The sequence below is a fragment of the Streptomyces sp. NPDC005485 genome (assembly GCF_040606085.1).
Taxonomy (GTDB): Bacteria; Actinomycetota; Actinomycetes; order Streptomycetales; family Streptomycetaceae; genus Streptomyces.
In genome coordinates this window covers 34,990-50,343 of record NZ_JBEXDZ010000060.1, presented here as the reverse complement: position 1 = coordinate 50,343, position 15,354 = coordinate 34,990, and the positions used below count along the sequence as shown (strand labels likewise).

Sequence of the window (15,354 nt, the reverse complement as noted above, 5' to 3'; positions counted from 1 at the left end):
GCGAACCGGCGTGCAGGGCCGGTTCGCCCAGTCACCAAGGGGAAGGACCGTCAGCCGTAGGTGATGTCGGAGGCCGCGTACTTGCAGTAAGTACCGTCGGCGTCCTTGCCGTTGGTGGTCGGCTCCTTGCCCGTGTTGTTCCCGATGTACTTCTGGCAGGGGATGATCTTCTTGCTGGTGTCCCCGAGGATCCTGATGGATTTCAGGGTCGCGCTGTCGCCGTAGTTGGTGTTGATGCCGACGAGCTTGCTGCCCTTGTAGGTCGCCTCGATGGTGTTGAGATTGATCTTCCGCTTGTACTGCGTCCTGCAGTTGCCGCACGAGCGGACGAAGGTACCGAAGTTCTTCACCGCGAAGTTCGACACGTTGAGCGTTCCGGCCCCGTTGAACTGGAACACCTTGTCGCTGGCTTCCTTCGCGCCGCCGCCGGAGACGGTGTAGACGTTGGACGACGACGAGCCGAGGAACGTCGCCGCGTCCTCGCCGACGTCCTCCCACCAGACGTTCTGCAGCGTGCAGCTGCCCAGACAGTGGATGCCGTCCGCGGCGGGCGCGCCGATGATGACGTTCTTCAGGACCGTGCCGGGGGCCAGTTCCAGGATCGGCCCCTGGTCCTCGTCCTGGCTGTCGCTGCCGAGGTCACCGCTGCCGTAGAGGCGCTTCATCCCGTAGTCCTTGGTGCCGGAGACCGGGATGGTGGAGGAGACCGCCTGACTGCCGTTGGGGGTGGGCCAGGTCGCGGCGCTCGCCGGAGTCAGAGCGCCTTCTGTCATGATCATGACAGTCGAGAGCCCGAGTGCGGCCAGGGCTCCGGTGAGCGCGCGCCTTCGCGGGCGCGGACGTACTGGTGAAGTCATGTCCCGATGCCTTCTTCCAGAGGGGGGGTGGTCAGAGCTTTCCGGCGCCCGCGCCGGACGTCACCGAGGCGACGACGGACGAGGCGGGCTCGGCGGTGTAGCTGTAGGGCGGGCTGGTGAACGTGCCCACCCGGGAGATCTCGGTGGCGGCTCCACCGAGGTCGTTGCCGCGGAGATTGGCGTAGCCGTCCACATCGCTGTCGCGGTTCGTGGTGACGGCGACCGTCGTGGAGCGGAACACGTTGTTCTCGACGAGCATCTGAGCGCCCATGCGCGGGTGCACCGCGGTCTCGGCCCCGACGACGTAGTTGTCGTAGAAGTGCCCCGTGCCGAACCGCAGGCTGGGGATGCGGGAGTTGACGTTGTTGAACCAGTTGTGGTGGTACGTCACCCGCAGATGCCCGGTGTCCTCGCTCGCGTTGTTGTCGCTGTGGCCGACGAGCGAGCCCTTGAAGTGGTCCTTGAAGGTGTTCCAGGACACCGTGACGTAGTCGGAGCCGTGATTGATGTCGAGCAGACCGTCGTAGTAGTCCTTGTCGTGGTTGCGGTCGGCCGAGAAGGCGTTGTGGTCGATCCACACCTTCGTCGACGCCTGGACGGTGATGCCGTCGGCCGGCGCGACCGGCTTGCTGATGTTCAGGTTGCGGACGACGACGTTGGTGACCTTCTTTAGACGCAGCCCGCCGCCGGTGAACCCGGACGACGAACCGACGCCCAAAACTGTGGTGTTGGAGCCGATGTCGACCTGACCGCTCAGCGAGATCAGGCCGTTGACCTTGACGACCTTCGCCGTGTTGCCGGTGACCGCGGTCTTGAACGCGGCCAGCGTGCTGACCGTGACGGAGGACGCGCCGCCCCCGCCGGTGGTCCCGGCGCCGAAGCCGATCGGCGCGGTCTCGGCGGCTCCCGCGCTCTGCGGGAGGACGAGGGCCGTGCCGACAGCCAGGGCCCCGGCCGCGGCTGTCGCCAGGAACAGCCGGCGGGAGCGCTTCCGTGGGGGGAGGTGTGGGGGGAGAGTACGCATGCGGGTGTGTCCCTTCGGGGGGAATCCGTGGGTCATATTCGCGAACGACGTACGCCATGTTGAACTTCGCGCAACATGCAGCGACACCCAAGAACGGGGTGCGACGAGACTGGGGTGTGCACTCCCCAGGTGGTGCGGCTCCGAGATCTCATATCTCGTACATGCGATGACGTACATGAGTCACGCTGCTGAACGGGAACGTAAGGGGCAAGCGCTTTCTAGTCAACGCTTCGCGCAGAACACATCCGGCCAACTCCCGTACCGGACGGCTCCGATGGCCCCGCCACCTGCGCCGCCGACGCCACAGCGCCGCATCCGGCAAACGGCAAACGGCAAGGGGATCTCCGTCAGCCGGTGAAAGGCATCGCCGTCGCCCCGGGCGGCATGTTGTACGGAGTGACCACCTGGATCGCCGAGGGGAGGAAGGGCCCTTCGTCGGGCAGCGCGTGGTGGGCCCGCATGATCGTCTGACAGGCCCGGCGCATGTCCTGCCGCAGGTCGTGGTGGAGCACGGCGGACAGCCGCCCCTCCCCCAGCAGCCGGAGGTTGTCATGGTCCAGGTCGTGCGCGACGAAGACGTGGAGGTCGCGGCCGAGCGCGTCGAAGGCCTCGACGGTCGCCGCGTTGCCACCGCCGATGGAGTAGACCGCGTTGATCTCCGGGTCCTGTTCGAGGGCGGCCAGGACGAGTTCGCGCTGGGTGGCGTCCAGGCCGTCGCTGCCGGTGACCTCGACCAGGCGCCGCGCGGGCGCCGCCTCGCGCAGGGCGCCGCGAAAGCCCATCTCCCGCTCCTCCTCACCGCGGAAGAAGCCGCGGCTGACCGTGGTGAGCACGCTGCCGGGACGGTCGCCGAGCCACTGCCGCACCAGGTAGGCCGCGGTGGCGCCGGCCGCCCGGTTGTCGATGCCCACGTAGGCGAGCCGCGCGCTGCCCGGCAGATCGGTGACCAGGGTGACGACCGGGATACCCATGGCAACCAGCCGCCCGACCGCCGCGGTGACCTCGGGCAGGTCGGGCGCCTTGAGGATCACTCCCTGGGTGCCGCGCCTGGCGATCTTTTCCAGGGCCCTGATGAGCTCCGCGACGGGTCCGGTCTGCCGGAAGTGGAAGCGTGAGCGCACGACGGCGGGGTGCAGGGACGGCAGTTCCGCCTCCAGGGCGTCGCGCACCGCTGCGGAGAACCGGTCCGGTGTCTGCATCACGATGTCGACCATGAACGTACGGCCCCCGATGCGCACCTGAGTGCGCTGACGGTCGAGATCGTCGATGGCCTGGCGCACCTCGCGGACGGTGCTCTCCCTTACGCCGCCCCGCCCGTTGAGGACCCGGTCGACGGTGGCCTGGCTCAGGCCGGCCTGACGGGCGATCTCCCTGATCGGATACGGGTGTGCCATGGCTGCGTCCTGGACTTCGTTGAGGGGTTTTTGATGGACTTGCGTGCATTGAATGAGGGGCTCGAGGTCATGAGACTGGCACATGACCGAGTCTTTCGAAAGGATTCCTGATGTCTGCGAACGCCCCGGGAGCGCGGACCTGGCTGACTGACGCGGACTGCCGTCTCGACGACTTCCGCGCGCTGGTCGAGCAGCGCACCGAGCCGCACGCCTATCCCGCCGCCCAGGCGGTCGAGCAGAACGTCCTGCTCTACGACAGTGACCGGATCCGCGAGTCCGTCGTCACCGCGTCCGGCCGCCGGGCGGTCCAGGACGAGTTCGTGCGCGCTCTGCTGGACGGGCCGGGCATCGTGGTCCTCAAACGGGCGTTCGCGCAACCCGCGGTCGTGGACCGGGCCACCGAGGTCTTCGAGGCGCTGATCGAGGAGGAGCGGGCGACGGGCGGGGCCCGCGGCGACCACTTCGCCAAGCCGGGGGACAACGACCGGGTGTGGGGAGCTCTCGACAAACTGGCCGTCCGCGCGCCCGACGTGTTCGCCGACTACTACGCGAACGACATGACGGCGCTGCCGGCCGAGGCCTGGCTCGGACCCGGCTACCAGGTGACCTCGCAGGTCAACGTCGTCAACCCGGCAGGAGCGGCGCAGCGCCCGCACCGCGACTACCACCTCGGCTTCCTCTCCCAGGAACAGGCGGCGGCATATCCGGCCCATGTGCACCGGCTCTCCCCCGTCCTGACGCTCCAGGGCGCGGTGGCGCACTGCGACATGCCCGTCGAGTCCGGCCCGACGCTGTACCTGCCGCACTCGCAGAAGTACGAGCCCGGCTATCTCGCCTGGCGGCGCCCCGAGTTCATCGAGTACTTCGCGGACCGTCACGTGCAGCTCCCGCTGGACAAGGGCGACGCCGTCTTCTTCAACCCGGCGCTCTTCCACGCGGCCGGTCACAACCGCTCGGCTGGCATCCGACGCATGGCGAACCTCCTGCAGATCTCCTCCGCCTTCGGCCGGGCGATGGAGAGTGCCGACCGGGAGGCGACGGCGAACGCGCTCTTCCCGGTCCTGCTGCGCCGCAAGGACGAGGGCGCCGACGAGGGGTGGCTGCGCCGGGTGATCGCGGCCTGCGCCGAGGGCTATCCCTTCCCGACCGACCTGGATCTCGACCCGCCGGTCGGCGGACTCGCGCCGCCGTCCCAGGCGGACACCGTATTGCAGGCCGTCGCCGAGGGCTGGACCCCGCAGCGGCTGCGTCAGGAACTCAGAGCCGGCGCCGCGCGCCGCACGAACTGAAGGAGCCAACACCCATGGGACTCCAGGGACTTCTGCGGGACAAGGTCGTGCTCGTGAACGGCGGCAGTCAGGGCGTCGGCGCGGGCATCGTGCGGGCGGCCGTACGTGAGGGCGCGACCGTCGCCTTCACGGGGCGCCGCGCCGAGGTCGCCGAGCCGCTGACGGCGCGGACCGGCGCTCTCTTCGTGCGGGCCGATCTTTCCGATCCCACGCAGGCCCAGGGCGCCGTCGAGCAGGTCGTGGCCGCTCATGGGCGGGTCGACTGCCTGGTCAACGCGGCGGGTCTGACCTCGCGCGGTTCGCTCCTCGACACCACGCCGGAGCTGTTCGACGCGCACATCGCGATCAATCTGCGGGCGCCCTTCTTCGCGATGCAGGCGGCGGTCCGCCATCTGGTGGACCGCGGAGCGCCGGGCACGATCGTCAACGTCATCACGTCCTCCGAGCACGGCGGGCAGCCCTTCCTCGCGCCGTACGTCGCCGCCAAGGCCGGACTCGCGGGCCTCACCCGCAACGCCGCGCACGCCCACCGCTGGGACCGGATCCGCATCAACGGCCTGAACATCGGCTGGACCGAGACGGAGGGCGAGGACGCCATCCAGCGCGCGTTCCACGGCGCGGGCGACGACTGGCGGGAGAAGGCGGCGAAGACCCTGCCGATGGGGAAGCTCGGGCAGGTCGACGAGATCGCCGACTTCGTCGTACTCCTGCTCTCCGACCGCAGCGGCGTGGTGACCGGCTCGGTCATCGACTGGGACCAGAACGTCGTCGGCGGACTCGACTGACCCGCGCCAGCGGGCGTACAAGATCCACTCCCCCACACACCCTCCCTCCCCTGGGCTCGAAGGAGCAACTTCTCATGCGTATCGGCATCCTGGGACTCGGCCGGATCGGCGCCTTCCACGCCTCGACCCTCGCCGGGCTCGACGCGGTGGACTCGCTGGTGGTCACGGATCCGGTGGCGGCGGCCGCCGCTTCGGCGGCCGAGCGGTTCGGGGCGAAGGCGGTCGACTCCCCCGAGGCGCTGTTCGCCTCCGGGGTGGACGGCATCGTGATCGCCGCGGCCACCGACGCGCACCCGTCACTGATCCTCGCCGCCGTGCGGGCGGGGGTGCCCGTCTTCTGCGAGAAGCCGGTGGCGCGGACCGTCGAGGAGAGCCTCGATGTGCTGCGCGCTGTCGCGGACAGCGGGGTCGAGGTGCAGATCGGCTACAACCGTCGCTTCGACGCCGGATGTGTGGCCGCGCGCAAGGCGGTGGTGAGCGGTGAGCTCGGTCCGCTGCACACCGTCCGCTCGACGACCCTGGACCCGGCGCCGCCGCCGGCCGCCTACATCGCCGTGTCGGGCGGCATCTTCCGGGACTGCAGCGTGCACGACTTCGACATCGTGCGCTGGGTCACCGGCCGGGAGGTCACCGAGGTGTACGCGGCGGGCGGCAACCGCGGCGCCGAGTTCATCGCGGCCGCGGGCGACGTCGACACGGCGTCGGCGGTGCTGACGCTCGACGACGGTACGCTCGCCGTCATCTCCAACACCCGCCACAACGCGCGCGGTTACGACGTACGCCTGGAACTGCACGGTATGAAGGACAGCATCGCCGTGGGCCTGGAGGACCGGCTGCCGCTGCGCTCCGTGGAGCCGGGCGTCACCTTCCCCGCCGGCACGCCCCACACCTTCTTCATGGACCGCTTCGCCGACGCCTACCGCGCCGAGCTCACCGCGTTCACCGAGGTGGTCGCCGGCCGCTCCGCCTCGCCGTGCACGGTGGCCGACGCCGTCGAGGCGAGCTGGATCGCGGAGGCCTGCACCCTGTCGCTGGCGGAACACCGTCCGGTCCGGCTGGAGGACGTCCGCAAGGGGTGAAACCCACCGTCGCCTCGACAGCCGAGCGCCCCAACGCCCTGTTCGTTCACAGGCGTTGGGGCGTTCGCGTGTGCGTTCTCAGTCGGCCTGCGAGATGTCGGCCGACGAGATGCGGATGCCCACCGTGCCGCTCTCCCCTCGCCGCAGACGGCTGCCGAGAAGGGTGAGGCGGCCGAGGAGACCGTACTTGCGGGCGAGGAGCCGGCGGTACTCGGCGGTCTCGGCCGGGCCGAGGATCTCGGCCCGGGCCGGCACCGGGTCACCGGTGGGGTTGCCGCGCAGGTCGCAGGGGCCCACGAGGACGTCGGACCGGTTGCGGATCCGCTTCACCTTCCAGGAGTCCGCGGCGGACCAGACACCCAGAGCCGCGCCGTCCCGGACCACCCACACCGGCGTGGCGACGCCCGTGCCGTTCTTGCGGTAGCTGGTGATCAGCAGGTACTTGCCCGACCCGAGCGTGTCCAGCGAGGTCTCGTTCATGGCCGGAGTCTAAGCGCCCGGGCTCGTAGGCCCGGGCGCTCGGTCAGGTACAGCGGGGAGCAGCGGGGTCAGGACAACTGGCCGTCGTAGTCGGGCAGCTTGAAGGTGCGCTCGGCGTGGCCGCCGACCAGGTCGGACCCGTTGTTGCCGATGTTGGCGATGATCGTGTAGCCGAGGGACTCGATCTTCGCCCGCTCGCCGGTCTTGTAGGCGCTGACCTCGTCGAACAGGTCGGGCAGGTCACGGGCGTACAGGCCGGAGACGGGGTAGCCGACGGTCTTCAGGTTCCACTTCGTCTCGGCGGCGATGATGCCCGGCCGTGCGGTGACGAAGAAGATGGCGACGCCCCGGGAGGCCGCGTACTTGGCGAGCGCGAGGGACGGCTTGAGGGCCGGGGTGGGGAGTTGGTACCAGGGGTGGAAGTCGGTCTCCAGCGTGGTGTTGTCGATGTCGAAGACGAGGGCGAGCTTCTGTCCGGACGCCTGCGCGGTGCGCTGCGCGACGTAGGGCGTGGCCTGGTCGATGACGGCCTGGACGTCGCCCTGCCAGGTGGCGTAGTCGACGTCGGCGCTCTGCGTCGCCGTCGCGCTCGCCGCGATCTCGGCCGGGGCCGCCACGGCGGCCCCCGCTGCGCTGACCGTTCCTCCGATCCCCAGCGCCACGACCGCCGAGACCGCGCCGATACGGCGCCCCACACCACGTCCTGTCATTACCGTCCCCTTCTCAGGCCTGCTCAGGTCTTCGCAGGTCTTCGCAACGTCTTCGCACGGCGAAGCGGCGAGGTGTTTTTCGAACGCCCCCCGCGCACGTCATGTTCACGCCCAAGGATGTACGGAAGGCGGCGCAAAAGTTACCCCTCGGTAGTGACTTTCTGCCGCTGATCGTCGGCCGCGACGAGATCGCGACGCGGGGTGGCATGCGTGGGCGTCCCGTGTGAGCCTTGGCACGCGGAAGGCGGGCCGCGGTACCGGCACAAAAGAGGAGAGGCGGCTGCAATGGGTGCACCGAACATCGTGATCGTGGGCGGCGGATTCGCCGGGGTCGAGACCGCGCGGGGGCTGGAGCGCTCGCTCTCCCCCGGCGAGGCCCGGGTCACCCTGGTCAGTCCGACGGGTTATCAGCTCTATCTGCCGCTGCTTCCGCATGTCGCCTCCGGCGTGGTCACCCCGCAGTCCGTGGCGCCCTCGTTGCGCCGGATCCTGCGCCGCACGGAGTTGCTGCCGGGTGGCGTGGTGGGCGTGGATCCACAGTCCAAGATCTGTGTCGTACGCAAGATCACCGGCGACCTCGTCGACCTGCCCTACGACCACCTGGTGCTCACCCCGGGCAGTGTGACCCGCACCTTCGACATCCCCGGTCTGCAGGACGAGGCACGGGGGATGAAGACACTGGCGCAGGCGGTGTATCTGCGCGACCACGTGATCGCGCAGCTCGACCTGGCCGCGGCCACCTCGGACGAGGAGGAGCGGGCGGCGCGACTGCAGTTCGTGGTGGTCGGCGGCGGCTACGCGGGCGCCGAGACCGTGGCCTGTCTGCAGCGCCTCACCACCGCGGCGGCCAAGCGCTACCACCCCCGGATCGATCCGTCCCTCGTCAAGTGGCACCTGGTCGACGTCGCCCCCAAGCTGTTGCCGGAGCTCGGCGACAAGCTGGGCGCGACCGCGCTGCAGATGCTCAGCAAGCGCGGGGTGGAGATCTCCCTCGGCACGTCCGTCGCCTCCGTCACCGAGGACAAGGTCACCCTCACCGACGGCCGCGTGCTGCCCTCGCGGACGCTGGTGTGGACGGCCGGTGTCGCGGCGAGCCCGCTCGTCGACTCGCTGGGCGCCGAGACCGTGCGCGGCCGCATCGTCGCCGAGCCCGACTTCAAAGTGCCGGGCCTGGACGGGGTGTTCGCGTTGGGCGACGCGGCCGCCGTGCCCGACCTCGTCAAGGGCGACGGCTCGTACTGCGTGCCGACCGCCCAGCATGCCGCCCGGCAGGGACGGCACGCGGCGAAGAACCTGACGGCGCTGCTGCGCGGGCAGTCCACGACGCCGTACAAGCACAAGGACCTCGGCCTGGTCGTCGACCTCGGCGGCCACGACGCGGTGTCCAAGCCGCTCGGCATCGGTCTCAAGGGCCTGCCCGCGCAGGTCGTGGCCCGCGGATACCACCTGTACGCGCTGCGCACCGGGGCGGCCCGGTTCCGTACCGGTGCCAACTGGTTCCTCAACGCGGTCGCCGGCAACGACTTCGTGCGCACCGGCTTCCTCGCCGACCGGCAGGGAACCCTGCGGGACTTCGAGAACACCGATGCGTATCTGTCGCCGAAGGAGGTCGCGGCCCGCACCCGCGCCGAAGACGGGGCGAGCTGACCTCAGCCCGCGGCGGGGCTCCCCAGCAGGGCGAGATAGCGGCGGGCGAAGAGGTAGGCGTCCCCGGGCCAGCGTGCCGAGAGGTAGTGGCCGTCCTCGACGACGAAGGCGTGCGTGTCGTCGGAGGCGGTCCCGCGCCGGGTCAGGGTGCGCGGGCCCCGGTCGAACTGGGCGTCCGGGGCGCCGAGGACTGACCTGACCTCGTCCTCGACGTAGGCGGGGTAGGTGCGGTAGTAGCGGCCCAGACGCCAGGCCGTGGTCAGGTAGGCCGTGCGTTCCATGTACTTGGGCAGGCAGGTGGTGCGCCGGTCGGCCAGCACGCTGCGGCCCGTCGCCTGGTCATGGGAGCGGGCGAGGACGAGGACGCCGTGGCAGATGGCGCCGACGGGCCGCCCAAGTGCCCAGAAGCGGGCGACCTGTTGCTGCAGGGCCGCCGAGCCGAGGTACTGGCGCATGCCCGGTGCGTGGCCGCCCGGCAGCAGCAGTCCGTCGAACTCCTCGACCTTCACGTCCGCCCAGGAGACGGTGGCGGCGAACTCCGGTGAGGCCGTGAGCTCCTGGTAGAACCGCCGGGGTTCCTCCTCGGCGCCGAGTTGCCCGAAGAGCACGCCCGTCAGCAGGCGCGGATCCGCCGCCGGCCTGCTGCCCGCCCGCTCGGTGGCGAGGACGACCTCGTGGCCCGCGTCGGTGAGAAGCCGCCAGGGCACGGCCACTTCGGTGACGTCGAAATCGCGGTCGGGGACCGGCATCAGCACTCGCATGGGCACATGATGGCAGGCGGGCCGGCACGGGGTGCCGTTCGTGGCCACAGGCAAGGGCGGGCCGTGACGGCCGGCCCGGATGAGCCGGGCGTCCCGGCCGCAAGAACTCCGGCTGGGCGAGGCGTCCTTCGTCCGGAGCGACGACCGCGGCGGGATCCTCCGCGACAGGGCAATCACTCCCCCAGGGGCGCAAGCAGCAACTCGGCCGTCTAGATTGCCGGTTGACACCGTATTTCAGGACCTCATCGCAACTCCAGGAGCTGAGCCCGTGACCGAGAACCCGGCAGCCGCGGAACACCCCTCCGAGTCGGTACGCAGCCGCATCGTCACCACGCAGCCGCACACGGCCCGGATATGGAACTACTGGCTCGGCGGCAAGGACAACTACGAGGTCGACCGGGCGGCCGGGGACCAGATCCGCCAACTGCACCCGGGCATCGGCGACTACGCGCAGGCGGACCGGATGTTCCTGGGCCGGGCCGTGCAGCACCTGGTCGCCGACCGCGGCATCCGCCAGTTCCTCGACATCGGCACCGGTCTGCCGACCGCGGACAACACGCACGAGGTGGCCCAGCGGCTCGCCCCGGACGCGCGGATCGTGTACGTCGACAACGATCCGCTGGTGCTGGCGCACGCCCGCGCCCTGCTCACCAGCACTCCCGAGGGCAGCACGGACTACCTCGACGAGGACCTCCGCAATGTGGACGCCATCCTCGAACACGCCTCCAAGACCCTGGACTTCAGCCAGCCGATCGGCCTGGTCCTCCTGGGCGTCGTCATCTTCATCGGCGACGACGAGGAGGCGTACTCCATCGTGCGGCGCCTGCTGGACGCCCTGCCGTCGGGCAGCCACCTGGTCCTCTCCCACACGATCACCAGTCCCGAGATGCCCGACGTGGATGCCGCCGTCGCCTTCTGGAACGAGCACGGCACCCCCAAGCTGACCCAGCGCACCCCCGAGGCGGTCACCCGCTTCTTCGACGGGCTCGAACTCCTCGACCCGGGCGTCCTCTCCTGCTCCCGTTGGCGCCCCGGGAACACCGGTGGGGCGGAGCCGGACGAGGTCGCCATGTTCGGCGGGGTGGGCCGCAAGCTCTGACGGTGGACGCCGTCGATGTGCGGCGTTTCCCAGTGAACGCAGTGGCGTCACCGCACGTAAGGGAGAAGGGTGCTCAAGACCGGGGCCCCTGCGGTGGTGACGCCGTGCAGTTCGGCTTCGGGAGCCATGAATGAGGCACGCACGACGACGGATCGTCCGACGGGGGGCGCGATTCGCGGCCGTCGGCGGACTGCTCTGCGGAGGGCTGATGGTGACGCACGCGATGGCGAGCGAACCCTCCGACACGTCGCGTGCCACGGCGAGTTCCGCCCAGGCCGCCGGCTCCACGGGGAGCGGCCTGGTCACGCGTCTGGGCGCCAACCGCACCGCGGGAAGCTGGATCGCCACCGACGGCCGGCCCGTGGTCGCGGTGACCGACGCGGGTGCCGCGGCCGAGGTGAAGAAGGCGGGGGCCCGCGCCAAGGTCGTGGACCACAGCATGGAGGACCTCAAGTCGGCGACGCGGACACTGAGTTCGGCGCCGCGGGTGGCGGGCACCGCGTGGGCCGTGGACTACACCCACAACGAGGTGGTCGTGCAGGCCGACAGCACGGTCTCCGCCTCCGACTGGTCGAAGCTGACACAGGTGGCCGACGGCATCGGGGGGTCGGTGCGCATGGAGCGCACCCAGGGCACGTTCACCACCCGGCTCAACGGCGCTCAGCCGATGTTCTCGACCGGGGGGCGGTGCTCGGCGGGCTTCAATGTGACCAACGGCCAGAACGCGTTCATCCTGACGGCCGGGCACTGCGGTCCCGCGGGGTCCATCTGGTTCGCCGACAACCAGGGTTCCCAGCAGTTGGGCCGGACCATCACGCAGGCCTTTCCCGGCAACGACTTCTCCCTGATCCAGTACGACAGCGGGCAGGCCGGCGCCGGGAGCAACGTCGTGGCCATCGGTGGTGGTCAGGGCGTGCGGATCATCGGCGCCGCCGATCCGACGGTCGGCCAGCGGGTCTTCCGCAGCGGCAGCACCAGCGGGATGCACGACGGCAAGGTGACCGCACTCAACGCGACGGTGAACTATCCCGAGGGGACCGTCACCGGGCTCATCGAGACCACCGTGTGCGCGGAACCCGGGGACAGTGGGGGCCCGTTGTTCTCCGAGGGGGTCGCGCTCGGCGTGACGTCGGGCGGCAACGGGGACTGCAGGACGGGCGGTACGACGTTCTTCCAGCCGGTGACCAAGGCCATGAGCACGCTCGGCGTCCAACTGGCCGGGCTGCCGCAGGCCTCCGCGAACTCCGGCAACGCCGCGGCCTCTCCGGCGCCGTCGGCCGCACAGGGTTCGGCCATCGCCCCGAGTTCGGTCGCGCCCGGATCGGTCGAGGCGGTCGGCAGTTCGGGGACGGCGCAGACACTGGTCTCGCAGCTGACGGACCCGAAGAACATCGGTCCGGGCCTGCTGGTCATCGCGGGAAGCCTGGTCGCCCTGGTGGCCACGCGGTACATCCGCACGGAGCAGGAACGCAACCGCTATCGCCGCGCCTTTTCACAGAGTTGGGGGTGAGGGGCGGACGATCGGGGGATCTCCGCGGGGCCGGGTTCGGTGGTCGCGAAGCCGGGACGGCCGGTTGGCGGAGATCCGGGGCCGAGGGGGCGGCCGGAGCGGGGCTCCGCCCCGCGTCACGCCGCCTTGGTGGGGCGAGGAGAGGCCGCCGCCCATTCGGTGACGAGCTGCTGGTACTCCCGCCGCTCATCGATGTTCAGCGTCCCGCCCGCGCGGAACCACAGGGCCCGGATCTCCTCGTTGACCTCGGCTGCGGAACGCTCCGAAGTGGATTCAGGAGTGATGGACATGGTGTGAAGCATACGGGGATCGACGTGAAGGCGCTGTGAGTAATCGTACGTCTCGGGACATTACGGACCGTGAAGCTGATCACTCCCGATCATCACCGCGCGGCGGGAGCCGAGTTCAGTCCTCGGCGGATCCCAGTACGAGTACCTGGATCGCCAACACGGCCGCTCCGCGCGCCCAGTCGTGGAAATCGGACACCTTGGTCTCCAGGGCGACCGGGGCGGCCAGCGGGTGCCGGTGCGCCCGGACGGTCTCCTGCACCGTCCGGCCGGCCACGTCCATGAGTCCGACGCCCTCTCCGGCGAGCAGGATCTTCTGCGGCATGGCGAAGTTGGCGATCTGCGCGACCAGCGTGCCCAGCGCGCGTGCCGCCTCGTCGACGACGCGCAACGGCATGGGTTCCCCGGCGGCGGCGAGGGCGAGGATCTCCTCGTAGGTCCGGTCGATGCCGGTGGCCGCATGGACCTGGTAGCGGATGTTGGGGATGGTCAACAGCGAGACGGCGCTGCCGCGTTCGCCATCGGGCGTGAGCGGTCCGTGGGGGCTGAGGATCCAGTGCCGGCCGAAGCCGCGGTCCTCCTCGGCGCAGGGCACCCGTGTGCCGCCCAGCACGAGTCCGTAGCCGATGCCCGCACCGATGGTGAGGACGACGAAGCGGTCGAGGCCGCGGCCTGCGCCGAACCAGCTCTCCGCCTCCACGAGCGCGGCGACATCGTTCTCGACGACCACGGGCAGCCCGGTGCGCTGCTCCACGAGGTCCGCCAGGGGGACGTCGCGCCACCCCAGGAAGGGGGATTCCCCGACGACGGCCCGGTCCTGGACGAGTCCGCCCACTCCGATGCCGATCCCGGCGAGCCGGGGGTGCGCGGCGGCGAGTTCGGCGGTCATCTCTCCCAGCAGGTCGACCACTTCGGCCGGGTCGTGCGTGGTGAGCGGGCGGTCGCACCGGGCGACGATCTCGCTTCTGAGGGTGGTGACGACGCCGTAGACCATGTCGTCGGTGATCTTGAAGCCGATGAAGGAGCGTGACTCGGCGACGACGTCCAGCGGCTGCGAGGGGCGGCCCTGCCGGGTTTCGGCCAGGGCGCCGCCTTCGGGGACCTCGACCAGCAGGCCGGACTCGATCAGCGGCTTGGTCAGCCGGGTGAGGCTGCCCGCCGAGAGATTCAGTCGTCGCGCGAGTTCGGTACGCGACAGCGGGCCGTGGACGAGCACCTCGATCGCCACCGAGCGCTCCCCGGGACTCAGCGGCAGCCAGGACGCGGCACGTGTGGTCATGAGGGTCAGACTGCCACGATTTCTTTCGTCATGGAACTAAGAAGTACCGAGGAAAGCAAGGAAGGCCATCCCAGGTGGCGACAGCACCCTCAGAAAAGAAGTGCGCATGACTCTTGACGCCAGGATTCTTTCGCCGCAAAAGTAAGTGACCCGAGGACGAGCCGCCGCCGAGGGAGTCTCCCCATGACCGTCGCCTCCAACAGTCCCCCGTCACATCTGCCGCTGCACGACGCCGCGGGGGCCCGGCCCAAGCCGAGGACACGCAGCGTCCGAGCGGGCTCCGAGCACGGCGACGGGGCGCTCGCCGCGCTCTTCATCGCCCCGGCCATGCTGGGCTTCCTGGTGTTCCTGCTCTGGCCGACGCTGCGCGGCATCTACCTCAGCTTCACCCGCTTCAACCTGCTCACCCCCGCGCAGTGGGTGGGCCTCGACAACTACGTGCGGATGGTGCACGACCCCATCTTCTGGGACTCGCTCACCGTCACCGTCGAGTACGTCCTCATCAACATCGGCGTGCAGACGGTCTCCGCGCTCGCCATCGCCGTGCTGCTCCAGCGGCTCACGCAATCGGCGGTGCTCCGCGGCATCGTGCTCACGCCGTACCTGATGTCGAACGTCGTCGCCGGCATCGTATGGCTCTGGATCCTCGACACCCAGCTCGGCATCGGCAACGAGATCATCGGTGCGCTGGGCTTCGACCGCATCCCGTTCCTCGCCGACGACACGTGGGCGATCCCGACGATCGCCCTGATCAACGTGTGGCGGCACGTCGGTTACACCGCACTGCTGCTGTTCGCCGGTCTGCAGGCCATTCCGAACGAGATGTACGAGGCGGCGAAGGTCGACGGGGCGAGCGAGTGGCGGATGTTCCGTCGGATCACCATGCCGTTGCTGCGGCCGGTGCTCGCGGTCGTGCTGATCATGACGGTGATCGGTTCGTTCCAGGTGTTCGACACGGTCGCGGTCACCACCCAGGGCGGTCCGGCCAACGCGACCAACGTCCTGCAGTACTACATCTACGGCTCGGCCTTCGGCCGCTTCCAGTTCGGCTACGCGTCCGCGATGTCCGTGGCCCTCCTCGTCGTGCTCAGCGCGATCACCTTCGTCCAGTACCGGCTCACCCGGGCCGGGCAGACCGACCTCGGCTGACCGG

General features: G+C 69.9%; 15 protein-coding genes. 7 read left to right on the top strand and 8 right to left on the bottom strand.

The window, feature by feature from the left end; all coding sequences use genetic code 11:
• Positions 1 to 50: 50 nt before the first annotated feature.
• From ABZS97_RS21365 to ABZS97_RS21355, 3 genes are all read right to left on the bottom strand, one after another.
• Positions 51 to 857 carry a pectate lyase gene (locus ABZS97_RS21365; RefSeq protein WP_356139862.1) on the bottom strand — a complete coding sequence of 269 codons (807 nt, stop codon included), beginning with the start codon at positions 855 to 857 and terminating at the stop codon, positions 51 to 53.
• Between the two features lie 31 nt (positions 858 to 888).
• On the bottom strand, positions 889 to 1,881 hold the full coding sequence (locus tag ABZS97_RS21360; RefSeq protein ID WP_356139861.1) for a pectate lyase: 993 nt from the start codon (positions 1,879 to 1,881) through the stop codon (positions 889 to 891).
• Between the two features lie 347 nt (positions 1,882 to 2,228).
• Complete coding sequence (locus ABZS97_RS21355; RefSeq protein ID WP_356139860.1) at positions 2,229 to 3,275, bottom strand: LacI family DNA-binding transcriptional regulator; 1,047 nt, start codon at positions 3,273 to 3,275, stop codon at positions 2,229 to 2,231.
• A gap of 110 nt (positions 3,276 to 3,385) precedes the next feature.
• On the opposite strand from ABZS97_RS21355, the gene ABZS97_RS21350 reads away from it, so the two are divergent.
• From ABZS97_RS21350 to ABZS97_RS21340, 3 genes are all read left to right on the top strand, one after another.
• On the top strand, positions 3,386 to 4,564 hold the full coding sequence (locus ABZS97_RS21350; RefSeq protein WP_356139859.1) for a phytanoyl-CoA dioxygenase family protein: 1,179 nt from the start codon (positions 3,386 to 3,388) through the stop codon (positions 4,562 to 4,564).
• A gap of 14 nt (positions 4,565 to 4,578) precedes the next feature.
• Positions 4,579 to 5,349 carry an SDR family oxidoreductase gene (locus tag ABZS97_RS21345; RefSeq protein WP_356139858.1) on the top strand — a complete coding sequence of 257 codons (771 nt, stop codon included), beginning with the start codon at positions 4,579 to 4,581 and terminating at the stop codon, positions 5,347 to 5,349.
• 74 nt (positions 5,350 to 5,423) lie between these two features.
• Complete coding sequence (locus ABZS97_RS21340; protein WP_356139857.1) at positions 5,424 to 6,428, top strand: Gfo/Idh/MocA family oxidoreductase; 1,005 nt, start codon at positions 5,424 to 5,426, stop codon at positions 6,426 to 6,428.
• 78 nt (positions 6,429 to 6,506) lie between these two features.
• On the opposite strand, the gene ABZS97_RS21335 is transcribed toward ABZS97_RS21340, so the two are convergent.
• Together ABZS97_RS21335 and ABZS97_RS21330 are read right to left on the bottom strand one after the other, a co-directional pair.
• Positions 6,507 to 6,908: a PPOX class F420-dependent oxidoreductase gene (locus tag ABZS97_RS21335; RefSeq protein ID WP_356139856.1), complete on the bottom strand. Its 402-nt coding sequence runs from the start codon at positions 6,906 to 6,908 to the stop codon at positions 6,507 to 6,509.
• Between the two features lie 68 nt (positions 6,909 to 6,976).
• Positions 6,977 to 7,618 (bottom strand): HAD family acid phosphatase, encoded by a 642-nt coding sequence (locus ABZS97_RS21330; protein ID WP_356139855.1) that lies wholly within the window; start codon positions 7,616 to 7,618, stop codon positions 6,977 to 6,979.
• 285 nt (positions 7,619 to 7,903) lie between these two features.
• Here ABZS97_RS21330 and ABZS97_RS21325 point away from each other — a divergent pair, with 285 nt between their 5' ends.
• A complete protein-coding gene (locus tag ABZS97_RS21325) occupies positions 7,904 to 9,265 on the top strand; it encodes an NAD(P)/FAD-dependent oxidoreductase (RefSeq protein ID WP_356139854.1) in 1,362 nt (453 codons plus the stop codon).
• Positions 9,266 to 9,267: 2 nt separating this feature from the next.
• On the opposite strand, the gene ABZS97_RS21320 is transcribed toward ABZS97_RS21325, so the two are convergent.
• Positions 9,268 to 10,026, bottom strand: a complete 759-nt coding sequence (locus ABZS97_RS21320; protein ID WP_356139853.1) for a type 1 glutamine amidotransferase domain-containing protein — start codon at positions 10,024 to 10,026, stop codon at positions 9,268 to 9,270.
• 268 nt (positions 10,027 to 10,294) lie between these two features.
• On the opposite strand from ABZS97_RS21320, the gene ABZS97_RS21315 reads away from it, so the two are divergent.
• Entirely contained in the window at positions 10,295 to 11,125 is an 831-nt protein-coding gene (locus ABZS97_RS21315; RefSeq protein ID WP_356139852.1) for an SAM-dependent methyltransferase, read from the top strand.
• A gap of 130 nt (positions 11,126 to 11,255) precedes the next feature.
• Positions 11,256 to 12,635: a S1 family peptidase gene (locus ABZS97_RS21310; protein WP_356139851.1), complete on the top strand. Its 1,380-nt coding sequence runs from the start codon at positions 11,256 to 11,258 to the stop codon at positions 12,633 to 12,635.
• A 116-nt stretch (positions 12,636 to 12,751) separates the two neighbouring features.
• On the opposite strand, the gene ABZS97_RS21305 is transcribed toward ABZS97_RS21310, so the two are convergent.
• Together ABZS97_RS21305 and ABZS97_RS21300 are read right to left on the bottom strand one after the other, a co-directional pair.
• The gene (locus ABZS97_RS21305; protein WP_356139850.1) at positions 12,752 to 12,937 is read right to left on the bottom strand and encodes a hypothetical protein; all 186 of its coding nucleotides are present in this window, start codon (positions 12,935 to 12,937) and stop codon (positions 12,752 to 12,754) included.
• 103 nt (positions 12,938 to 13,040) lie between these two features.
• Positions 13,041 to 14,201 carry an ROK family transcriptional regulator gene (locus ABZS97_RS21300; RefSeq protein ID WP_356139849.1) on the bottom strand — a complete coding sequence of 387 codons (1,161 nt, stop codon included), beginning with the start codon at positions 14,199 to 14,201 and terminating at the stop codon, positions 13,041 to 13,043.
• A 183-nt stretch (positions 14,202 to 14,384) separates the two neighbouring features.
• Between ABZS97_RS21300 and ABZS97_RS21295 the strand changes: the two genes are divergently transcribed.
• Positions 14,385 to 15,350, top strand: coding sequence for a sugar ABC transporter permease (locus ABZS97_RS21295; protein ID WP_356139848.1), 966 nt, complete (start codon positions 14,385 to 14,387; stop codon positions 15,348 to 15,350).
• Positions 15,351 to 15,354 lie beyond the last annotated feature (4 nt).

Bases quoted from the DNA above. Each gene is read 5' to 3' on its own strand.
- ABZS97_RS21365 (WP_356139862.1), bottom strand. From the start codon at position 857: ATGACTTCACCAGTACGTCCGCGCCCGCGAAGGCGCGCGCTCACCGGA.
- ABZS97_RS21360 (WP_356139861.1), bottom strand. From the start codon at position 1,881: ATGCGTACTCTCCCCCCACACCTCCCCCCACGGAAGCGCTCCCGCCGG.
- ABZS97_RS21355 (WP_356139860.1), bottom strand. From the start codon at position 3,275: ATGGCACACCCGTATCCGATCAGGGAGATCGCCCGTCAGGCCGGCCTG.
- ABZS97_RS21350 (WP_356139859.1), top strand. From the start codon at position 3,386: ATGTCTGCGAACGCCCCGGGAGCGCGGACCTGGCTGACTGACGCGGAC.
- ABZS97_RS21345 (WP_356139858.1), top strand. From the start codon at position 4,579: ATGGGACTCCAGGGACTTCTGCGGGACAAGGTCGTGCTCGTGAACGGC.
- ABZS97_RS21340 (WP_356139857.1), top strand. From the start codon at position 5,424: ATGCGTATCGGCATCCTGGGACTCGGCCGGATCGGCGCCTTCCACGCC.
- ABZS97_RS21335 (WP_356139856.1), bottom strand. From the start codon at position 6,908: ATGAACGAGACCTCGCTGGACACGCTCGGGTCGGGCAAGTACCTGCTG.
- ABZS97_RS21330 (WP_356139855.1), bottom strand. From the start codon at position 7,618: ATGACAGGACGTGGTGTGGGGCGCCGTATCGGCGCGGTCTCGGCGGTC.
- ABZS97_RS21325 (WP_356139854.1), top strand. From the start codon at position 7,904: ATGGGTGCACCGAACATCGTGATCGTGGGCGGCGGATTCGCCGGGGTC.
- ABZS97_RS21320 (WP_356139853.1), bottom strand. From the start codon at position 10,026: ATGCGAGTGCTGATGCCGGTCCCCGACCGCGATTTCGACGTCACCGAA.
- ABZS97_RS21310 (WP_356139851.1), top strand. From the start codon at position 11,256: ATGAGGCACGCACGACGACGGATCGTCCGACGGGGGGCGCGATTCGCG.
- ABZS97_RS21305 (WP_356139850.1), bottom strand. From the start codon at position 12,937: ATGCTTCACACCATGTCCATCACTCCTGAATCCACTTCGGAGCGTTCC.
- ABZS97_RS21300 (WP_356139849.1), bottom strand. From the start codon at position 14,201: ATGACCACACGTGCCGCGTCCTGGCTGCCGCTGAGTCCCGGGGAGCGC.
- ABZS97_RS21295 (WP_356139848.1), top strand. From the start codon at position 14,385: ATGACCGTCGCCTCCAACAGTCCCCCGTCACATCTGCCGCTGCACGAC.